17 protein-coding genes and 1 pseudogene are annotated in these 19,370 nt (G+C 42.1%); 10 read left to right on the top strand and 8 right to left on the bottom strand.

Annotation, left to right across the window (positions count from 1 at the left end):
• Positions 1-29: 29 nt before the first annotated feature.
• The 4 genes and pseudogenes from scpB to HNW13_RS04290 all read right to left on the bottom strand — a co-directional run.
• Positions 30-602: pseudogene (gene scpB, locus HNW13_RS04305) on the bottom strand (SMC-Scp complex subunit ScpB); the annotation flags it as partial.
• A gap of 22 nt (positions 603-624) precedes the next feature.
• Complete coding sequence (locus HNW13_RS04300) at positions 625-1,413, bottom strand: ScpA family protein (RefSeq protein ID WP_162023413.1); 789 nt, start codon at positions 1,411-1,413, stop codon at positions 625-627.
• A gap of 39 nt (positions 1,414-1,452) precedes the next feature.
• On the bottom strand, positions 1,453-2,073 hold the full coding sequence (locus HNW13_RS04295; RefSeq protein ID WP_101086756.1) for an L-threonylcarbamoyladenylate synthase: 621 nt from the start codon (positions 2,071-2,073) through the stop codon (positions 1,453-1,455).
• Positions 2,070-2,930 (bottom strand): PHP domain-containing protein, encoded by an 861-nt coding sequence (locus HNW13_RS04290; RefSeq protein ID WP_192115190.1) that lies wholly within the window; start codon positions 2,928-2,930, stop codon positions 2,070-2,072. Before HNW13_RS04290 ends, HNW13_RS04295 begins: the two co-directional genes overlap by 4 nt.
• A 455-nt stretch (positions 2,931-3,385) precedes the next feature.
• Here HNW13_RS04290 and HNW13_RS04285 point away from each other — a divergent pair, with 455 nt between their 5' ends.
• The 10 genes from HNW13_RS04285 to xthA all read left to right on the top strand — a co-directional run bounded on the left by HNW13_RS04285 (position 3,386) and on the right by xthA (position 12,885).
• On the top strand, positions 3,386-4,951 hold the full coding sequence (locus HNW13_RS04285) for an anthranilate synthase component 1 (protein ID WP_192115215.1): 1,566 nt from the start codon (positions 3,386-3,388) through the stop codon (positions 4,949-4,951).
• A gap of 29 nt (positions 4,952-4,980) precedes the next feature.
• The gene (locus tag HNW13_RS04280; protein ID WP_101087210.1) at positions 4,981-5,583 is read left to right on the top strand and encodes an aminodeoxychorismate/anthranilate synthase component II; all 603 of its coding nucleotides are present in this window, start codon (positions 4,981-4,983) and stop codon (positions 5,581-5,583) included.
• Positions 5,583-6,626 (top strand): anthranilate phosphoribosyltransferase, encoded by a 1,044-nt coding sequence (trpD, locus tag HNW13_RS04275; protein WP_101086753.1) that lies wholly within the window; start codon positions 5,583-5,585, stop codon positions 6,624-6,626. Before HNW13_RS04280 ends, trpD begins: the two co-directional genes overlap by 1 nt.
• Positions 6,619-8,022 (top strand): bifunctional indole-3-glycerol-phosphate synthase TrpC/phosphoribosylanthranilate isomerase TrpF, encoded by a 1,404-nt coding sequence (trpCF, locus tag HNW13_RS04270; protein ID WP_192115191.1) that lies wholly within the window; start codon positions 6,619-6,621, stop codon positions 8,020-8,022. The genes trpD and trpCF overlap by 8 nt, the downstream gene beginning before the upstream one ends.
• A 57-nt stretch (positions 8,023-8,079) precedes the next feature.
• The gene (gene trpB / locus HNW13_RS04265) at positions 8,080-9,291 is read left to right on the top strand and encodes a tryptophan synthase subunit beta (protein ID WP_101086751.1); all 1,212 of its coding nucleotides are present in this window, start codon (positions 8,080-8,082) and stop codon (positions 9,289-9,291) included.
• Positions 9,284-10,087 (top strand): tryptophan synthase subunit alpha, encoded by an 804-nt coding sequence (trpA, locus tag HNW13_RS04260; RefSeq protein WP_192115192.1) that lies wholly within the window; start codon positions 9,284-9,286, stop codon positions 10,085-10,087. The genes trpB and trpA overlap by 8 nt, the downstream gene beginning before the upstream one ends.
• A 91-nt stretch (positions 10,088-10,178) precedes the next feature.
• On the top strand, positions 10,179-11,072 hold the full coding sequence (locus HNW13_RS04255) for an amino acid ABC transporter substrate-binding protein (RefSeq protein WP_162023419.1): 894 nt from the start codon (positions 10,179-10,181) through the stop codon (positions 11,070-11,072).
• Positions 11,073-11,192: 120 nt separating this feature from the next.
• Complete coding sequence (locus HNW13_RS04250; RefSeq protein ID WP_162023420.1) at positions 11,193-11,744, top strand: septation protein A; 552 nt, start codon at positions 11,193-11,195, stop codon at positions 11,742-11,744.
• 35 nt (positions 11,745-11,779) lie between these two features.
• The gene (locus HNW13_RS04245; RefSeq protein WP_101086747.1) at positions 11,780-12,079 is read left to right on the top strand and encodes a YciI family protein; all 300 of its coding nucleotides are present in this window, start codon (positions 11,780-11,782) and stop codon (positions 12,077-12,079) included.
• Positions 12,079-12,885: an exodeoxyribonuclease III gene (xthA, locus tag HNW13_RS04240; protein WP_101086746.1), complete on the top strand. Its 807-nt coding sequence runs from the start codon at positions 12,079-12,081 to the stop codon at positions 12,883-12,885. Before HNW13_RS04245 ends, xthA begins: the two co-directional genes overlap by 1 nt.
• 231 nt (positions 12,886-13,116) lie before the next feature.
• Here the strand turns inward: xthA and HNW13_RS04235 are convergent, their stop codons facing one another.
• The 4 genes from HNW13_RS04235 to HNW13_RS04220 form a co-directional block, all read right to left on the bottom strand.
• Positions 13,117-14,352: a hypothetical protein gene (locus HNW13_RS04235; protein ID WP_347813074.1), complete on the bottom strand. Its 1,236-nt coding sequence runs from the start codon at positions 14,350-14,352 to the stop codon at positions 13,117-13,119.
• A gap of 53 nt (positions 14,353-14,405) precedes the next feature.
• A complete protein-coding gene (locus HNW13_RS04230; protein ID WP_101086744.1) occupies positions 14,406-16,739 on the bottom strand; it encodes an EAL domain-containing protein in 2,334 nt (777 codons plus the stop codon).
• 2 nt (positions 16,740-16,741) lie between these two features.
• On the bottom strand, positions 16,742-17,416 hold the full coding sequence (locus tag HNW13_RS04225; RefSeq protein WP_243756166.1) for a hypothetical protein: 675 nt from the start codon (positions 17,414-17,416) through the stop codon (positions 16,742-16,744).
• A gap of 256 nt (positions 17,417-17,672) precedes the next feature.
• Positions 17,673-19,118 (bottom strand): methyl-accepting chemotaxis protein, encoded by a 1,446-nt coding sequence (locus tag HNW13_RS04220; protein ID WP_101086743.1) that lies wholly within the window; start codon positions 19,116-19,118, stop codon positions 17,673-17,675.
• Between the last annotated feature and the right edge of the window lie 252 nt (positions 19,119-19,370).

The following is a 19,370-nucleotide window of genomic DNA, read 5'->3' as shown; positions in this document are numbered from 1 at the left end:
TCATCAATATTACTGGCATCATCTGTAGGCTCATCGAGAGCAACTTGCACTTTATCAAATAACCCTTGCAGTGATGCGGCATCGGTTAATGCAGGTAAATCGGCAAGTTTTGTTAAATTAAAATAATCCAGAAATGCAGGGGTGGTCGCATACAATGCTGGTTTACCAGGTACTTCCTTATGGCCAACCACTTTAATCCACTGCCGATCCGCTAAGCTTTTTATGATATTACTGCTAATCGCCACGCCTCTAATATATTCAATATCACCACGCGTTACTGGTTGCCGATATGCAATCACCGCCAACGTTTCAAGCGTTGCACGAGAGTACTTAGGGGATTTGTCTTGCCACAGAGGTTGTAAATAAGGGCTGAGTATTTCTTGAGTTTGAAAACGATAACCACTAGCGACTTTAACTAGCTGTACGCCCCGCTCTTGATAATCTTGCTGTAATTCATCAAGCGTTTCCTGAATGCGCGTGCGCGATACACTAAAGTCAGCTAACACCGTTTCTTTAATGGCTTTTACCGACAACGGCTTAGCTAAGACAAACAAACTGGCTTCAATAAGCTGTTTTAACTGAATAGGATTAATGGGCTTCATGGATCTCTTCGAATATCGTTAATTAATACGCTTTTACATAGATGGGTGAAAACGGTTCATTTTGCACTAACTCAACGAGTAACTCTTTAACCAGCTCCATGAGTGCCAAAAAACTCACCACTACACCAGCTCGACCTTCACTGACATCAAACAAACACTCAAAACCAATGTATTCTGTACTGGATAATTTAGCTAAAATTTGGCTCATGCGTTCACGGGTAGATAAATGTTCACGCTTTACATGATGATCTTCGTTGGCATCAATGCGTTTTAGCACTTCGCCAAACGCACGAGCTATATCCACCAGCGAAACATCTGGCGGTACCGTCACCGGTTTAATGTCTGGGGCTGCGCTAACAGATGCTTGAAACACATCTCGTTCAATCCGCGGTAACGTATCAATATCCACAGCAGCTTGTTTGATCACTTCATAGGCTTTTAATTGCCGTATAAGCACCACGCGAGGATCTTCTTCCTCATCATCTTCACTGGCCATTTTAGGTAACAATAATCGGGATTTAATCTCCGCTAATGTTGCCGCCATCACAAGGTAGTCGGCAGCCAGTTCAATGCGCGCTTCAGTGAGAATTTCAATATAGAGTAAATATTGTTGGGTGATTTGTTGAATAGGCAAATCAACCACATCTAATTTTTGTTTGCGGATTAAATATAATAATAAATCTAATGGGCCTTCAAAGGTTTCAAGAAACACTTCTAAGGCCTCAGGCGGAATAAACAAGTCTAGGGGCATGCTATTAAGCGCTTGGCCACGAACCATTGCTAATGGCAGGCTTTGCTGACTGCCTGGCATGTTTATCTTAGATGATTCGTCTGCGGGTATCACGTTGGTTTATTCAAATGCACTGGTATCGCCAGCACCATGACGTAATATCACCATCTCATCTTCAGACATATCAATCACTGTCGTTTGGTTTTCAGGTAAATAACCACCGTGAATAATACCGTCTACCAAGTTATCGAGTATATCGCGAATATGTTCAGGGTCAGATTCAGCAAATTGCTCATTTGGCATCACTAAACTGGTGGTCATCATTGGTTCACCCAATGCTTCGAGTAACGCAAGTGCAATGACATTATTAGGCACGCGAATGCCAATGGTGCGCTTTTTGTCACACTGTAAACGACGTGGCACTTCTTTAGTGGCTTTGAAAATAAACGTATATGGACCAGGCATACAGCTTTTTAATAAACGATATGCTTGGTTATCAACGCGGGCAAAATTGGCCAGCTCAGAGAGATCACGACACATTAATGAAAAATTAGTGTCATTTTCAATCTGGCGAATGCGCGCCATACGCGTCATGGCATTTTTTTCGCCAATCATACAACCCAATGCATAACCTGAGTCAGTGGGATAAACAATGACTCCACCTTGTTTAAGAATCGCCACAGCTTGGTTAATTAATCGTGCCTGTGGGTTCTCATCATGAATATACCAAAATTGACTCATGCTCTTTTCGTCCAATGTTGTGATTGCCAAACCCATTCCACACCTTGTGGTTGGAATAAGTTTTTACCTAACTCGATCCAATTACTCGGGAAGTGAAAATCGCTCCCCACAGAAGCAAGTAGGTTATTTTGCTTACTTAATGCGATAAGGTTATTACGGTCGTCTAATGTTTGCTGGCCTAAAATAACTTCCATCGCATCGCCACCGGCCTCTGCAAATTCACGCACTAAGCGCTTAAGCCATTTGGCCGATAATTTATAACCGCTAGGGTGAGCTAATACTGCAACACCACCGGCTTGATGAATATGCTCTATCGCATTGGCCATATCGCCCCAATTATTGGGTACATAACCTGTTTTGCCACGAGCTAAAAAGCGTTTAAACACACTAGGCATATCTGTCGCATGACCATTATCGGCTAACCATCTAGCATAATGGCCACGACTCAGCGCTGCATCGCCGGCAATAGCTTTAGCACCGTCATAGGCACCCTCTATCCCCGCTTTAGCTAAACGTTCACCAATTTCTTGGGCTCGGATTTCACGCAACTCACGTTGATGAGTTAAAAAATCCAATAATCCCGTGTGAGCGATATCCAAGTTTAATCCGACGATATGAATATCAAAACTGTTCCAACGAGTCGAAATCTCACAACCATTAATTAATACTAATGGCGTGGCATGGTTTTGATTAGCAAGATGCGCTTCCGCTAACCCTCCGACAGTGTCATGGTCAGTAATAGCAAACATCTCAACGCCTTTTTCAATAGCGCGAGTTAATAATTCTGTCGGTGTTAATTGACCGTCTGATGCGGTCGTGTGGCTGTGAAGATCGGCCAAGAGAGTCTCTGTAATCATGTGGTTATTGTACTAGAGTGGCGATTAAAATACTGCTTGGATTTATGAATAAATGATGGCAATTGATGAATTATTTATGCATACGTTAGTTAGAGGGCTCAATAAGTAGACTAGATTTGTCCATATTGCCATTTTTTGTTAGCTTTTGAGAAATATTCAATTGACATTAATCTCCAGCTGGGTTTTCCTATAGGCATTAAACACAGACACAACATAGCGATTAACAATGACACACTCTTTAGCTTCATTACACATTACTTGGTGGTGGCACTTCCCAAATTAACGGGTGGTGTGAAGCGTTGTGCTCATTTTTAAGAGACAAGATTTTACCAAAAAGCCCGCAGAGATGTGGGCTTTCTTGTTATTTGGCCCACTCACTTTAGTCACTCGGGTTACATAATATTAAAGGCCAACAGATGATAAACAAACATGATACAAGGAGCGGCGACATAGTGATGACAACAGTGACCACACCAAACCAACTCGCTCAGGTTAGCACGCAAAAGCAGGCATTAACCTACCATACTGATCCATTAAAACTGTATCAGCAAGTGACTAATAATGCGCCTCATACCATGCTGTTAGAATCAGCAGAGGTAGAAAGTAAAGACCATTTAAAAAGCATCGTACTCACTCATGCGGCAATGATGATACGTTGCGACGGTTATCAGCTCAGCTTCAGCGCATTAACTCAAAATGGTGCAGCGTTATTAACGCCAATAGCCAACTTCTTCAGCGATGCACAGCAACAACGAGATAATAATACTCTCATCGTGACGCTGCAAAAGGCCACCGAGTTACAAGATGAAGATGCACGTTTAAAGTCAACATCTCCTCTTGATGGTTTAAGAATGTTTATTAAACACATTCAAACCAATAATCCGCTTAAATTTGAAGATTTATTTTTAGGTGGTGTATTAGCCTATGACTTAATTGATACTGTCGAGCCACTCCCTGCAGCGCCCAACGCTCACAATGATTGCCCAGATTATTTATTCTATCTTGCTGAAACACTTATTTTAATTGACCATCAAACTCAGCAAGCCGAGATTGTTAGCCACCAATTCGGTCAAGATGAAATGATTGCAGAACAATTAGTTCAGCAACTGCAACACGTTATCGAACAATGTGCCGATCTAGGTGACATTGCTCAATTAACACCAGTGACAACCGACGAAGAAGTTAACATCACCGACGAGCAATTTAAGCAAACCGTGATTGATTTAAAAGAACACATTGTCGCCGGCGATATTTTCCAAGTAGTGCCATCTCGTTGTTTCAGCTTACCTTGCCCAAATACACTCGGGGCTTATCGGGCTTTGCGTTTAACTAATCCAAGTCCGTATATGTTCTATTTTAGAGGTCCTGATTTCACCTTATTTGGTGCGTCGCCAGAAAGTGCCCTGAAATACGATGCGGCCAGTAACCAAGTTGAAGTGTATCCCATTGCTGGCACGCGTAAGCGCGGTAAAAATGCTCAAGGTGAGATTGATTTTGACCTAGACAGCCGTATAGAGCTCGAGCTGCGTTTAGATAAGAAAGAATTATCAGAACATTTAATGCTGGTCGATTTAGCACGTAACGACATTGCTCGCATCAGCCAAAGCGGTAGTCGTAAAGTGGCCGAACTGTTAAAAGTTGATCGTTACTCGCACGTGATGCATTTAGTGAGTCGCGTCACTGGTCAATTACGTTTAGATTTAGATGCCCTGCACGCTTATCAAGCTTGCATGAACATGGGAACCTTAGTGGGTGCGCCAAAAGTGCGTGCATCGCAATTAGTTCGCCAAGCGGAGCAAGCTCGTCGCGGCAGTTATGGTGGCGCAGTGGGTTACCTCAATGGTCTCGGCGACATGGATACCTGCATTGTTATCCGTTCAGCTTTTGTTAAAAATGATGTTGCTCATATACAAGCAGGTGCTGGAGTGGTGTTTGACTCAGATCCACAAGCCGAAGCAGATGAAACACGTCAAAAAGCCCAAGCGGTCATTTCTGCGATAAAAATGGGAGGTGGGCTATGAGCACCGCAACCACACAAAACGATCAACGGATGAAAATATATTTACTCGATAACTTCGATTCGTTTACTTACAATCTAGTCGATCAATTCCGCAGCCTTGGCTGTGAAGTTGTCATTTATCGTAATGATGTCAGTGCCGATTATGTTGCTGAAAAACTCATGAATGAAACGGGTAAAAAGGCATTAGTGCTATCACCCGGACCTGGAGCTCCTCACGAGGCGGGCTGCATGATGGAACTCATTGGCAAAGTGGCTGGTAAAGTCCCGATGCTTGGCATTTGTTTAGGTCATCAAGCCATGGTTGAATATTATGGCGGCAAAGTAGAGCGAGCGCCGTTTGTTGTCCACGGTAAAGCCAGCCCGACCTTCCATAATGGTCAAGGCGTATTTGCAAACTTACCCTCACCATTACCGGTGGCCCGTTATCACAGCTTAGTTGCGACTAAGGTACCTGACTGCTTAGACGTTATTGCCACCACAGATGACATGCCAATGGCAATATTACATCCACAACATCAAGCTATGGGCTTTCAATTTCATCCAGAATCAATTTTAACCACCCTAGGCAGCCAGTTACTCACGCAGACATTAGCGTATTTAACCCAAGACCATGCCTTTACTGGAGGAGAATAATGGATAATCTGCAAACGTTATTCGACCATCTGTATCAAGGTAAGCCATTAACTCGTGAACAAATGGCACAAGTGTTTAGCGCTATTATTCAAGGTGATATGCAACCTGCAACCATGGCGGGTATGTTAGTGGCGCTAAAAATGCGCGGCGAAACCATTGATGAAATAGCCGGAGCGGCTGACGCATTGCGCCAAGCAGCTAAACCCTTTCCACGAAGTGATGCCTCAAAGCAAACTGGCATTGTTGATATTGTCGGTACTGGCGGCGATGGCCATAACACCATCAACATTTCTACTACTGCCGCGTTTGTTGCAGCAGCAGCAGGCGCAAAAGTAGCTAAACACGGTAACCGCAGCGTCTCAAGCAAGTCTGGCTCTTCTGACTTACTGTCACATTGCGGTATCGCGCTCACCATGGCGCCAGACGCAGCAAGCCAGTGTTTAGATAAGCTTGGCTTATGTTTTCTATTTGCGCCGCATTACCATGGCGGGGTGAAACATGCTGTGCCTGTAAGGCAAGCGTTAAAAACCCGTACTATTTTTAATGTGTTAGGCCCATTAATTAACCCTGCAAGCCCAGAATTTATGCTGTTGGGCGTATATACACTTGAACTCATCGAACCTATTGCACAAGTGTTACATGCCCTTGGCGTTAAACGCGCAATGGTGGTGTATGGCAGTGGCTTAGATGAAGTGGCGCTTCATGATAATACTCATGTGGCAGAACTAAAAGACGGTGTGGTGCGTACTTACCAACTGAGCCCTGAAGATCTCGGCGTTAACCGTGCAGACATATCGCAGTTAACGGGTGGAGAACCAGCTGATAATGCCTTAATCACCCAAGCCATTTTACAAGGTAAAGGTCTACCAGCACATAGAGATGCGGTGGCGATTAATGCAGGTTGTGCTTTGTATATCAGTGGTATTTGCGACTCAGTTCAAGCCGGTACTCAGCTAGCGCTCACGACACTCGCCAGCGGTACAGCTTTTACCTTATTAACCGATTTAGCTGCCGCGAGCCAAGCTGGAGAACACCATGAGTAAGCCAGAAAGTAATGTATTAACCCGTATCGTTGATACTAAAGTGGCACATATCGCCGCGCTAAAACTGCGTTTCCCTGAAGCCAGTCTACAGCCTAAAATATCTGACCGTAGCTTATACGATGCCCTGAAAGCACCTAATGCTCAGTTTATTTTTGAATGTAAAAAGGCCAGTCCTTCTAAAGGGCTTATTCGCCCTGTATTTGATGTTGAAGCCATCGCAGATATTTATGTCAATTACGCTGCAGGCATCTCTGTACTGACCGATGAACAATTTTTCCAAGGTGACATGGACTACATACCAAAAGTCCGCGCCAGAGTGACTCAGCCCATTATCTGTAAAGACTTTTTTGTCGACCCGTATCAAGTGAAATTGGCGGCCCATCAAGGTGCTGATGCTATTTTACTCATGTTGTCAGTGCTTGATGATGAGCAATATCGTTTATTAGCCAACGAAGCGGCTAAGTATCAATTAGATACCTTAACTGAAGTGAGTAACCAAGAGGAATTGATCCGAGCGATTGATCTTCTTGCCCCAATAATTGGTATTAACAATCGTAATTTACGCGACTTAAGTACTAATTTGGCGACAACTGAGTTATTAGCGCCACAGATCCCAGCAGACAGAGTCGTTATTAGCGAATCAGGTATTTATAACCATCAACAAGTTTGCCGCCTAAATCCATTGGTTGACGGTTATCTTGTTGGCAGTTCAATTATGGCGCAAGACGATATTGATTTAGCGTGCAGACAACTTATTTTTGGTAATAATAAAGTCTGTGGTTTGACTCGAATTGACGATATTGAGGCGGTAGCAACAGCAGGGGCGGTATTTGGTGGGTTAATTTTTTATCCCAAATCACCTAGAGCCGTAACACCAGCACAAGCAAGTGAATTAGTCGCCCAAATGCAACAACGTAATATTGGCTTAAATATGGTGGGTGTGTTTGTTAACCACCCCGTTGCAGATATCGCTTCATTGGCCCAAACACTGAATCTTTTTGCAGTGCAATTACACGGCAATGAAACTGAACTTGAAATCACCGAATTAAAAGCGTTATTGAATCAACAGCAGCTAAAAACCGAGATTTGGAAAGCCGTTGCAATTGACAGCAACAGCGACGAAGTGAGTCAACAACCTGCTGGCGCCGATCGTTATTTATACGACAGCAAATCAGCACAACAATTTGGCGGCACCGGAAAAACATTCAACTGGCAAGCCAATATTGATGATAAACAAGATGCGATGTTGGCCGGTGGATTAACCCCTGTCAATGTTTATCTAGCAAGCCAACAAGGATTTTATGGGGTCGACTTAAATTCAGGAGTAGAATCTACCCCTGGCCATAAAGACCATCAAAAACTGATTGCTGCATTTACTCAATTACGCCGTAATTAATTTTCTATTTACGACACCATTTTTAGTTAAAAACATGATTACTCGAAGGGAATATTTATGACCGAGCTCAAGCTTAACCCTTATTTCGGCGAATACGGTGGGATGTACGTACCGCAGATTTTAGTGCCTGCATTAAAACAACTCGAAACGGCCTTTGTTGAAGCACAACAAGATGAAAGCTTTATCGCTGAATTTACCGACCTGCTAAAGAACTATGCTGGCCGCCCAACAGCGCTAACACTGACCCGTAATTTAAGTCCAAATCCGTTGGTAAAAATTTACCTAAAACGTGAAGACTTACTTCATGGCGGCGCCCATAAAACCAACCAGGTATTGGGACAAGCGTTGTTAGCCAGACGCATGGGTAAAAAAGAAATTATCGCTGAAACCGGTGCTGGTCAACACGGCGTAGCTACTGCTCTAGCCTGTGCGCTTTTAGGCTTAAAATGTAGAGTCTACATGGGCGCTAAAGACATTGAACGTCAATCGCCAAATGTGTTCCGCATGAAATTAATGGGCGCTGAAGTTATACCGGTTACCTCAGGTTCATCAACCCTAAAAGATGCCTGTAACGAAGCCATGCGCGACTGGTCGGGCAGCTATGATAAAGCGCATTACTTATTAGGCACCGCAGCTGGACCGCACCCATTTCCAACAATTGTGCGCGAGTTTCAGCGCATTATTGGTGAAGAAACTAAAAAACAAATTCTTGAAAAAGAAGGCCGTTTACCCGACGCCGTTATTGCCTGTGTTGGCGGAGGCTCAAATGCTATTGGTATGTTTGCTGACTTTATTGACGAAGCATCGGTTGAGTTGATTGGCGTTGAACCTGCAGGTAAAGGCCTTGATACGGCAATGCACGGCGCGCCGCTTAAACACGGTAAAACAGGTATATTCTTTGGCATGAAATCACCGTTAATGCAAAACAGTGACGGACAAATTGAAGAATCGTATTCAGTTTCTGCCGGACTTGATTTCCCATCGGTAGGCCCACAACATGCACATTTAAACGCTATTGGTCGTGCTCGTTATGAGTCTGCAACCGATGATGAAGCACTTGAAATGTTCCAAACACTCGCTCGTTGTGAAGGCATTATTCCTGCATTAGAATCAGCCCACGCACTTGCTTACGCCGTTCGCATGGCAAAGGAAGCCACTAAAGAAACCATTTTAGTGGTTAATTTATCAGGTCGTGGTGACAAAGATATTTTCACAGTGGCAGATATTTTAGAGGCCAAACAAAAACAACAGGAGAGCGGCAATGAGTAACCGTTATCAAGCAAAATTTGCTGCACTGAAAGCACAACATCAAGGCGCATTTGTTCCCTTTGTGACCATTGGCGACCCAAGTCCTGAATTATCGATGAAAATCATTCAGACCTTAGTTGATAATGGCGCTGATGCACTTGAATTAGGTTTTCCTTTTTCAGATCCATTAGCCGATGGCCCGGTGATACAAGGTGCTAACCTGCGCTCATTAGCGGCAGGCACTAAACAAAGTGATTGCTTTGACATTATCGCTAAAATACGTGCGCAATATCCTGAACTGCCTATCGGATTATTGCTATATGCCAACTTAGTATTTGCTAATGGTATCGATTCATTTTATGCCAAAGCACAAGCTGCTGGTGTTGATTCTGTATTGATTGCCGATGTGCCTGTAGAAGAATCAAAACCCTTTAGTTTGGCTGCAAAAGCACATGGTATCGCGCCTATCTTTATTGCACCGCCTAATGCTGATGCTGACACCTTAAAACTGATTAGTGAACAAGGTGAAGGTTATACCTACCTATTATCTCGTGCCGGCGTAACGGGCACAGAATCCAAAGCGGGTGAGCCAATTGAGAATATTCTGGCGCAACTGGTCGAATTTAATGCCCCACCGCCACTATTAGGTTTTGGTATTGCTGAACCGGAGCAAGTACGCGCCGCCATCAAGGCTGGAGCCGCGGGTGCTATTTCAGGTTCTGCCGTGGTTAAAATCATTGAAGCGCATCAACATGATGAAGTGACATTATTGGCCAAACTCGCCGAATTTACCGCAGCAATGAAAGCGGCTACATAACGACCACTTTCAGGTTGAAAAAGGAGCGATTTTATTGCTCCTTTTTTTATGTCCGTTATACTAGGATAAATATCAACCAATTCGGTATTATATGAAAAGTTCGTTAATAGGGATTTTAACGATTGCCATTCTATCTGTTATCTGCAGTTTTAAAACTGTGGCGACGTCTGAACAACCTAAAATTATTGTCACTTATAATGCTGCAATTCAAGGCACTGATCCAAAACAGGCATATTTTGTGTCGTTACTTGAACTTGCGTTAGAGAAAAGTCGCGATAAATATGGCGACTTTCAAATGAATGCCGCCATGATCCAAATGCCGCAGGGTCGAGCACTTAAAATGGTGGCTGATAACACGATTATTGATGTTGTCTGGACCATGACCAGCATTGAACGAGAAGATCAATTACAAGCTATTTATGTGCCATTACTTAAAGGACTAATGGGTTACCGAATTGGGCTAATCCGTAAAAATGATCAAGCTAAATTTGACAACATAAACGCGATAGAAGACATCAAAAAGACCTTAATTGGCCAAGGCGCTGATTGGCCAGATGTACCTATTTTGCACAGTAATGGTTTTACCGTCACATCTGGCAGTGATAGTCGTTTAATAGCCATGTTACTGAAAGGTCGCTTTGACTACTATCCCCGCTCAATACACGAACCATGGCGAGACTTGGACCGTTATCCAGACCTAGCACTTGAACAAAAAATCTTATTAAAGTATCCCGCGCCCATTTATTTTTTTGTCAGTAAAGACAACACATCCTTAGCTCAGCGCATCGAATACGGCCTCAGAAAAGCTATCGATGACGGTAGCTTCGATGACTTATTCTATAACCACCCAATCACTCAAGGTATGCTCAGTAAATCCGAATTAGATAACCGCACCGAATTTGTGCTGCATAATCCCTTTTTATCTAAAAAAAGTGCTGATCTACTAAGTGAAACTCAGTTATGGCTCACCTTAAAACAACAATGATCACTAAGGTTGCAATTGCACAACTGCTTATGGTTCATAAACACTATCTCATCATGTTACAATCGGCGTATATTGTCGTAGTGACAGCTGTTTGTTGTCCTTTTTCTGCAAGAGATTTTTATGAAACAACTGTTAGACTTTTTACCACTGGTCATTTTTTTTGCCGTTTACAAATTCTATGATATCTACGCCGCAACAGGAGTATTGATTGCTGCCACGGCTATTCAACTCGTCATTACATATCTGATTTATAAACATATTGAAAAAATGCATTTAGCCACCTTCGCCATGGTGACTGTATTTGGTTCACTCACCCTATTTTTCCACGATGATGCTTTTATCAAATGGAAAGTCAGTATTGTTTATGCCTTGTTTGCTATAGGGTTAATTGCCTCACAAATCATGGGGAAATCAGCGCTTAAGAGCATGTTAGGCAAAGAAATGAAAGTAGACGATAGAATATGGACTCAAGTCACATGGTATTGGGTTGGATTTTTTGTATTATGTAGTTTCGCCAATATTTATATTGCGTTTAATTTACCTTTAGAAACCTGGGTCAACTTCAAAGTATTTGGCTTAACCGCCCTTACCTTAATTAACACAGTGATAACGGTAGTGTATCTGTATAAAAATATGCAAGATGACAACTCGCAACCTACTGATAACCAATAATTGTTTATGTAAAATCAAATAAAGGAAGCAGCTATATGTGGTATATGATTTCATCTCAAGATATTGAAAACAGTTTAGAAAAACGTTTATCTGTTCGTGCTGAACATTTAGCCCGTTTACAAGTTTTAGCCGATGAAGGCCGTTTATTAACCGCTGGACCACATCCTGCTATTGATAATGAAAATCCTGGTGAAGCGGGTTTCACAGGGTCATTAGTGGTTGCTGATTTCCCTTCATTAGAAGATGCACAAGCTTGGGCAGATGTGGATCCTTATATTGGTGCTGGCGTGTACAAAAGCGTTATCGTTAAGCCATTTAAACGAGTGCTTCCTTAATGAAAATAGTTTCTTTTAATATCAATGGTATTCGTGCTCGTTTGCATCAACTGCAAGCTCTCATCGACAGTCATTCACCCGATATAATTGGCTTACAAGAAACCAAAGTACATGACGAAGCTTTTCCTGTTGCTGACGTTGAGGCTATGGGGTACAAAGTCCATTATCATGGTGGCAAAGCACATTACGGTGTCGCTATGCTGTCAAAAGCAGAACCTCTTGAAATCATTAAAGGGTATGAAACCGATGATGAAGACGCGCAACGCCGTCTTATTATTGGTCAGTTCACACAAGATAATGGCCGTATATTAACCGTTTTTAATGGTTACTTCCCACAAGGTGAAAGTATCCATCACGAAACGAAATATCCAGCTAAGCGCAAGTTTTATCAAGACTTAATGCTGCATTTAGATAAACATCACAATCCAAGTGAAGACATCGCGATTATTGGCGACATTAATATTTCGCCAACCGATTTAGACATCGGTATTGGTGAGGTTAACGCCAAACGTTGGTTAAAAACCGGTAAATGTAGTTTCCAACCAGAAGAACGTGAATGGTTAGCACGTTTACAGCAATGGGGCTTTATCGACAGTTTCCGTCAATTACACCCTACTCGCACTGAACGTTATTCATGGTTTGATTATCGTAGTAAAGGTTTTGATGATAACCGTGGACTTCGAATTGACGTCATTCTGGTCACAGAGTCAATGTTGCCACGTTTAGTTGAGTCAGATGTAGATTACGAATTACGTGGTATTGATAAACCATCAGACCATGCGCCAATTTGGAGCACATTTAGTTAATCGAAGTGGATGTTAACTGACCCTTAGATTAAACGATATGATGCTTGAACAAAAACGCTATGCCTAACAGCATAGCGTTTTTTTATGATTGTTGACTCTGCGTTAGCCATTAACCCATGCTTGTAGTTAACGCATATTAGCCGTTAACTAACCTAAACGTGGAATAATAAACACCTTTCAAACTGCCCTCTATCTTGCTAACTTTATTGAATTAACTTGCAGTAGGCTTAACTAAAAAAAGTAACGGCTAGATAGTTGCCATTGTTGCTCAAGCAGTTCAACCGATTCATTAAGATACGCTCTAGCAGGTCTAGTTGAATCGACAGCATTGTACTCAAATTGAATAAACCACGGTCTATCGAGTTGATATTGATACGCAAGGGTCAATGATTGGCCATCTTCATTATTATTATCTTCAGGAGTAAGATCATTATCGGTAACAGAAAAGTCTTCAACTCTTAAACTTAATCTGTGCTTGTCCCAACGTTTACTCAATAACACGTAACCCGATTGAAAATCATTATCGACCACAGGATAACCATCAGTGTTGGTCATTAAGGTGGTTCCTTGCATAAATTGACTGATTAAACTGACACCAAAAGGCAAACGCCATTTTGCGCCAACATGACCAAACTGGGTCAACCACACATATTGACCTTGCTTAACAATATGCGTATTGGCGTTATTGTCATAATAACCGGCTTGAACACTGCCTTTATTACGCCAAGTCCACTTTGCGAGTACATGTCCACCAATGCGGTCGTCAAGTTCAGTAAAAGGGTCTGAGTTAGTGGCTTGGGCCTCTAACATACCCCCCTCTTCCATTGCAGGAATGGCAGTGATAGGAATGGTTTCTTGCACTAATGTTTGTCTTGAGGTTTGAGTCCAGCCATGCCAGGCCAGCATAGCGCCGGTGGTATCGTTAAACATAAAGGCTTCTGCAGTTAACGAAAAATCATGCTCTGATTGCCGATATTTCCCTAATGATTCAACCGTTGTCGACAGGCCAATGTGCCTAACCTCTTCGGCCAGCCAACTATTCATGGTTGAATAGTTTAAGGTGAAAGGTGATGCCCATGCGGTAGCGACATTTTCTAACGATATTTGCGGATACATCAAGCCAAACTGAACATCAAACCGAATACCTTGCTCACTCGGAATGTCTCGATAACGTAAAATGGCTTCAGTGATACCTAACCCATTATTGATACCATCAACATATCCATTCGCCACAATACGACTCGACCAGGCATCGCCCCATTGGCTGTGATAACTTAACCCCAGTTGTGATAAAGCTAAGTGCGCGCCATTGTCAACGCCAAACTTGCCCAATCCACCATCCAAATAAGAATCGATGCTATCGGTATAACCAACACGGACATCTATCACGCCACTGAAATCATGCTCAACATCTGCATGACCAATCACGTCATTATCCAATGGTTCGGCATAAATACTGCTACTCACACACAGTAAGCAACACACTATCCTTGTACGTAAGCCGCAAATAATCAATTCTCCTACAGGTAATCAGATTGCCCTAACCAGTCATTAAACTGTTGTTCAGGCAATGGTCGCGACAAATAAAAGCCTTGGCCCATTTCGCAGTTTAGATTGGTTAACCATTCTAAAGTAGCCTTGTCTTCAATGCCTTCGGCAACCACTTTAAGGCCTAAATTATGAGCTAATTGTAACGTCGATTGCACAATGATTTGGTCTGCTTCATTTTCAAGTAACTTTTGCACAAACGACTTATCAATTTTAAGTTCATCGACCGGCAGCTGTTTCAATTGTGCCAATGAAGAATAGCCAGTGCCATAGTCATCTATTGATAACGTGAGTCCATTTTGACGCAATAACGTGAGCTGTTTTATTGCCAGCTCGGGATCAGATACCACCGCATCTTCAGTTATTTCTAACGTCATCGCGGTAACAGGTACATTATGCTCAGCGAGGGCATTAATGACCCAGTGGCAAAACTGCTCGTCTTTTAAATTTTCAGCCGAAATATTTACTGCTATACACATATCAATGCCCAGTAATTGCCAACGATGATATTGAGCCATCGCTTCGGTAATCACCCAGCGGGTCAATGCATCCATTTGCATAGTTTTTTCAGCGATAGGAATAAACGTATCCGGTGGAATAATGCCTCTAGCGGGATGATCCCAACGAACTAACGCTTCAACATGGGTAATTTTTTGTTTGGCTAAGTTTAATTTTGGTTGGTAATAAAGCACTAACTGATTTTGCTCAATCGCCACTTTAAGCTCGTTAATGAGTTGAAAACGTTCAATGCTATTTTTATCGATATTGGCATCGTAGATTTGATAATCACGCTTATTTATTTTAGCGTGCTGCAAAGCCGTGTCAGCTTGTCTTAGCAGGGTAACAATATCTACGTTTGGCTGATAAAAACTGACACCAGCAGTAAACTGCAAATGTAACATTACATCTTGATAGTGATAATCTTGGCCAATCTGATCTTGGAGCTTTTTGAGAAGCACATCAAACGATTGATGTTCACAATGCTTAAATGCTAAAACAAACTCATCACCCGACAATCGATAAGCTAAGGCATCGGGATTAACTTCACATAAACGTTTAGCCACTTCTTTAATTACTTCATCACCTACAGCGTGACCTAAGGTGACATTAATTTCAGTCATACGGCGAATATTAATTAAACACAGCCCCATGGTTGACCCCGATACTAACCAAGGTTCAATCATGCGCTGTAATTCATTACGATTGCCTAAATTGGTTAATGGGTCATGATAGGCTTGATGAGCAATGGCTTTTTCTCGTTGTAGAATAGCTTGCTGCATCGAGGTAAATTCATTGGCTAATTGCTGTAGCTCAATACTGGAATCGACACTCACATTAGAATCATAATTACCTTGTGCGATAAAACGTGCCTGGGCAATTAACTGTGTAATAGGTCGAGTGATACTGCCCGATATCCAAAACGCCAACAGTAAGGACACCGGTAACATCATGACTAACACAGCAACTTGTTGTAACCACTGAGACTCTATTGATGCCAATAAATCAGAGCGGGATTTATACATATAGGCATGTAAAGACTGACCATCGACTTCACCTAAAGATTGCTTCCAGAGAATATAATCGTGGTTGGTTTTCTCTTCAATAATATAACGTGATAATAATGAGCTTTCATCTTCAGGCAACGACAGACCTGAATGACCAATTTCAGTGACTTTACTTTCAGTTGTTAACATAAAACCGCTGTTTAAGCCGGTGAGCTTCTGCAACGAATTAGCTAAGGTATCATCAATAAGAAACCCAAAACCCACCCAACCGATAACGCTATTACCGCCACTAGTGAGTGGTGAAAACTTTATTTGATACAGTTTATTATCTAATAAATAGAATGGACTTAGTGTTTCAAATTCAGAACCTAACTTGTATCGAAACACCTCGTTCTGCTCCGAGCCCAGAGCAACGGCTTCACGACCTAATTCACCTTGTGAAGCCACCAGCTGGCCAATAACTTTACCTTCAGCAGACACCGCCATTGCTAAAGATGCATTAATCCGACTGCGATGATTATTTAACGCCACTAGAAAACTACGATTATCGCCATCAATAAAGATATCTTTTAAACCAAAATCCTTTGCGGCCGTCGCGGCAAATGCAGCCAAATAATAATTTCGGTTATCATATTGCGACTCGAAAACTAAACTCGCTACTTCAAGTTGATTGGCCACATACTGTTGCTCTAACCTTTGATTAGATTGATACGTTAACCAAAAAGACAAACTCAGTACGGCAATGATTAGCAATACAAAAAAAGCAAAAATCCGAGTTTGCAACCGATTAAAAAATAGCAATACTAGTATCCTTCTAAAAATTCAAATTCATCTAAACTTTGCTGGCTGGGAATATTATCAAATTCTGCCTGTAAGGTGATAGTTATAGCGTTATCTCTAGGGAAATGAACAGTTTTCACTTGCTGATTATCAGGCATTTTTAGCTGTGGATGCCACACAACCAGCTTGAAGTCATCAGCAGGTAAATCCGTAAATGCTACTATCCCTTCTAAATTGGTCACAGCATAATATGGGGTGTCGACCACCAATAAATGTCCAGACATCCAGTCATGAACATTGCAGCCCATAGACACATGTCCTGTTTGCTCAAATCTCAATATTTGCTGTTGTTGCTGATGACGAAGTTTGAATGAAAAACGCTTCGGCCCTAATGCAGAAAAAATATGATGAGTAATATCATCTTCATTGACAAAAGCCACATCATTGCCTTTTTGTACAACAGTAATATAGGGAGAAAACTGCTTATCTTTTTGATGAACTTCAGCTTTTGGCGGAGCAACGGTGGTAACAATATTGGCAGGGTCGCTGGGGAGTAAATACACCACCATGTTTTGTGCTGGTTGGCCTTGGGCATTTAACACCGCAATACTCTGCGGTGCTGCGATCGCGGCAGAGGTACTCAATAATACACAGCTTAAGGTCAGCGCTATAACAACGCGCGTAGAGATAATAATCATTGATACTCCTAATGATGTTTGCCGAATAACACAATAAAGCGCCGCAATAAGGTGGCGATGACACATACACCATGCTATTCACAGATATCTAATAGTGTAATGCGACTAACTCAAGTGGTGTTCGACGACTAATTAGAGTCAATACACTTAAACCACCACTTAACAACTTAGTAACAGACCAGATACCTTAGTACTTTATTTCAAGCTAATCAAAAATATATCAACGATCTCCTCTTTAATGATAAGGCTGTAAGCGCTAGATTTTATATTGACTTAAAATCGCAGCTAAACCTTTAGACGATTGATTCAAATCTTTAGCTAATACACCAGCTTGTTTGGAAGTACTGCGAATCGTTTCCGATTGATGACGAATTTGATTAAGTTGTGAGGCGATATCCCTCGCAGACATGCTTTGTTGTTCCGCGGATGCGGCTATTTGGCTGCTCATATCGAACACCGCATTAATAGACTCAGCCATATGAGTAATATCATCACCGACCGCCTTAATGCTCGCACTCCCTTGGTCTGCTTCAGCAACAATCACATTGGTAATACTGGTCAGTTTTTTAGAACCTTGTTGCAACCCTTCAATCATGTTTTGAATTTCTACGGTGGCTTTTTGGGTACGCCCCGCAAGGGTTCGCACTTCGTCCGCCACCACAGCAAAACCACGACCTTGCTCCCCGGCACGCGCCGCTTCAATGGCAGCATTTAATGCCAATAAATTGGTTTGTTCAGAAATACTATCAATGGTAGTAACAGCATCATTAATTTGGGTCGCATCGCGGGAGAGCTGCTCGACAGATGAAAACGCTTCAGCGATACGCTCAGACAAATAGCTAATACGTTTGACGGCATCGTTAATCTTACTTTGGCTTTGATCCATTTGCGTTGCATTTTGCTTAGTATTTAATGATGTATCACTCGCGTGATGTGACACATCGGCTATGGCGGCCGTCATTTGATCCATGGCGTGTGCCACTGAGTCTAAAAAGTGATGTTGCTGATCTATCAGCTCGTCGTTGGTACTGGCTTGATGATTAAACTCGTTAGCGGCAACAGCCAAGGTTTCAGCATTACTGCGGATAGCACTGACCATTTCACTCATATTATCGGCGCAACGATCAATATCTTTGGCGATTAAACTGAAGTCGTCTGTACCAAAAAAATTTAACCTCATGGTTAAATCACCGTCAGCTAGACGCTTGATTGCCATGTACATTTCCCATAAACCTCCCCCTAATGAGGTTGAGATCCAGTAACTCAACTGAAATAAGGGTAATAAACCCACCAATGCGATTATTAACATAAAACTAGTTTGGCTTAACGGCTCTTGTTCCGACGGTTGTACATTTTGACTCATCGTTAAAAATTGGTTGCCCACACTCGCCGATGCCGTCACTACATCGCCGCTGCGTAACGTATTGTCGCGCCCAGATAGCTGCAATTGATTTTCTTGGGCAAATTGCTTGAGGGCATCATTTGCTAAACCTTGATTATTAGCAACCGAAGCATAACTTTCAATACTTGCTTTAACACGTTGTAACGATGTTTGTTCAATTAAGTCGTTTGTTTGTTGGTAATTCATTAGCGCTACAACACTGGTGATCAATGCCACAAGTGAACAAACCACCCAAAATTTTCCATTTAGGCTGAATTTAATCAAGATTGCATCAATTTTTCTAAACTGGATTTGCTTCATATAAGCTTCCTAAGGCAATTGGCCATTATCTCAACAGTGAGAACAAAACGACATAAACGAATAACACCCACACAAACGCCAATTAATATTATAGAAGAGTCTGATTATTCAGATTCAATTACTATTCAATAACCAACATTTTTAAATTTTTTTGTTTGCACACAATAATAATGCCTAAGTGCGCATACACTTAGGCATTTGGCTTATTTATTATCGGCTTAAGATAATAAAACTTAAGTGCTATAGCTCACG

Source organism: Shewanella sp. BF02_Schw, assembly GCF_014596695.2.
In the GTDB taxonomy this organism is placed as follows: Bacteria; Pseudomonadota; Gammaproteobacteria; order Enterobacterales; family Shewanellaceae; genus Shewanella.
This window is presented reverse-complemented; position numbering and strand designations above follow the sequence as displayed.

Excerpts from the sequence above, each read along its gene's own strand:
- xthA (WP_101086746.1), top strand. The coding sequence starts at position 12,079 with ATGAAAATAGTTTCTTTTAATATCAATGGTATTCGTGCTCGTTTGCAT.
- trpA (WP_192115192.1), top strand. The coding sequence starts at position 9,284 with ATGAGTAACCGTTATCAAGCAAAATTTGCTGCACTGAAAGCACAACAT.
- HNW13_RS04245 (WP_101086747.1), top strand. The coding sequence starts at position 11,780 with ATGTGGTATATGATTTCATCTCAAGATATTGAAAACAGTTTAGAAAAA.
- trpCF (WP_192115191.1), top strand. The coding sequence starts at position 6,619 with ATGAGTAAGCCAGAAAGTAATGTATTAACCCGTATCGTTGATACTAAA.
- trpB (WP_101086751.1), top strand. The coding sequence starts at position 8,080 with ATGACCGAGCTCAAGCTTAACCCTTATTTCGGCGAATACGGTGGGATG.
- trpD (WP_101086753.1), top strand. The coding sequence starts at position 5,583 with ATGGATAATCTGCAAACGTTATTCGACCATCTGTATCAAGGTAAGCCA.
- HNW13_RS04295 (WP_101086756.1), bottom strand. The coding sequence starts at position 2,073 with ATGAGTCAATTTTGGTATATTCATGATGAGAACCCACAGGCACGATTA.
- HNW13_RS04250 (WP_162023420.1), top strand. The coding sequence starts at position 11,193 with ATGAAACAACTGTTAGACTTTTTACCACTGGTCATTTTTTTTGCCGTT.
- HNW13_RS04280 (WP_101087210.1), top strand. The coding sequence starts at position 4,981 with ATGAAAATATATTTACTCGATAACTTCGATTCGTTTACTTACAATCTA.
- HNW13_RS04255 (WP_162023419.1), top strand. The coding sequence starts at position 10,179 with ATGAAAAGTTCGTTAATAGGGATTTTAACGATTGCCATTCTATCTGTT.
- HNW13_RS04285 (WP_192115215.1), top strand. The coding sequence starts at position 3,386 with ATGACAACAGTGACCACACCAAACCAACTCGCTCAGGTTAGCACGCAA.
- HNW13_RS04225 (WP_243756166.1), bottom strand. The coding sequence starts at position 17,416 with ATGATTATTATCTCTACGCGCGTTGTTATAGCGCTGACCTTAAGCTGT.
- HNW13_RS04300 (WP_162023413.1), bottom strand. The coding sequence starts at position 1,413 with ATGCCAGGCAGTCAGCAAAGCCTGCCATTAGCAATGGTTCGTGGCCAA.
- HNW13_RS04220 (WP_101086743.1), bottom strand. The coding sequence starts at position 19,118 with ATGAAGCAAATCCAGTTTAGAAAAATTGATGCAATCTTGATTAAATTC.
- HNW13_RS04290 (WP_192115190.1), bottom strand. The coding sequence starts at position 2,930 with ATGATTACAGAGACTCTCTTGGCCGATCTTCACAGCCACACGACCGCA.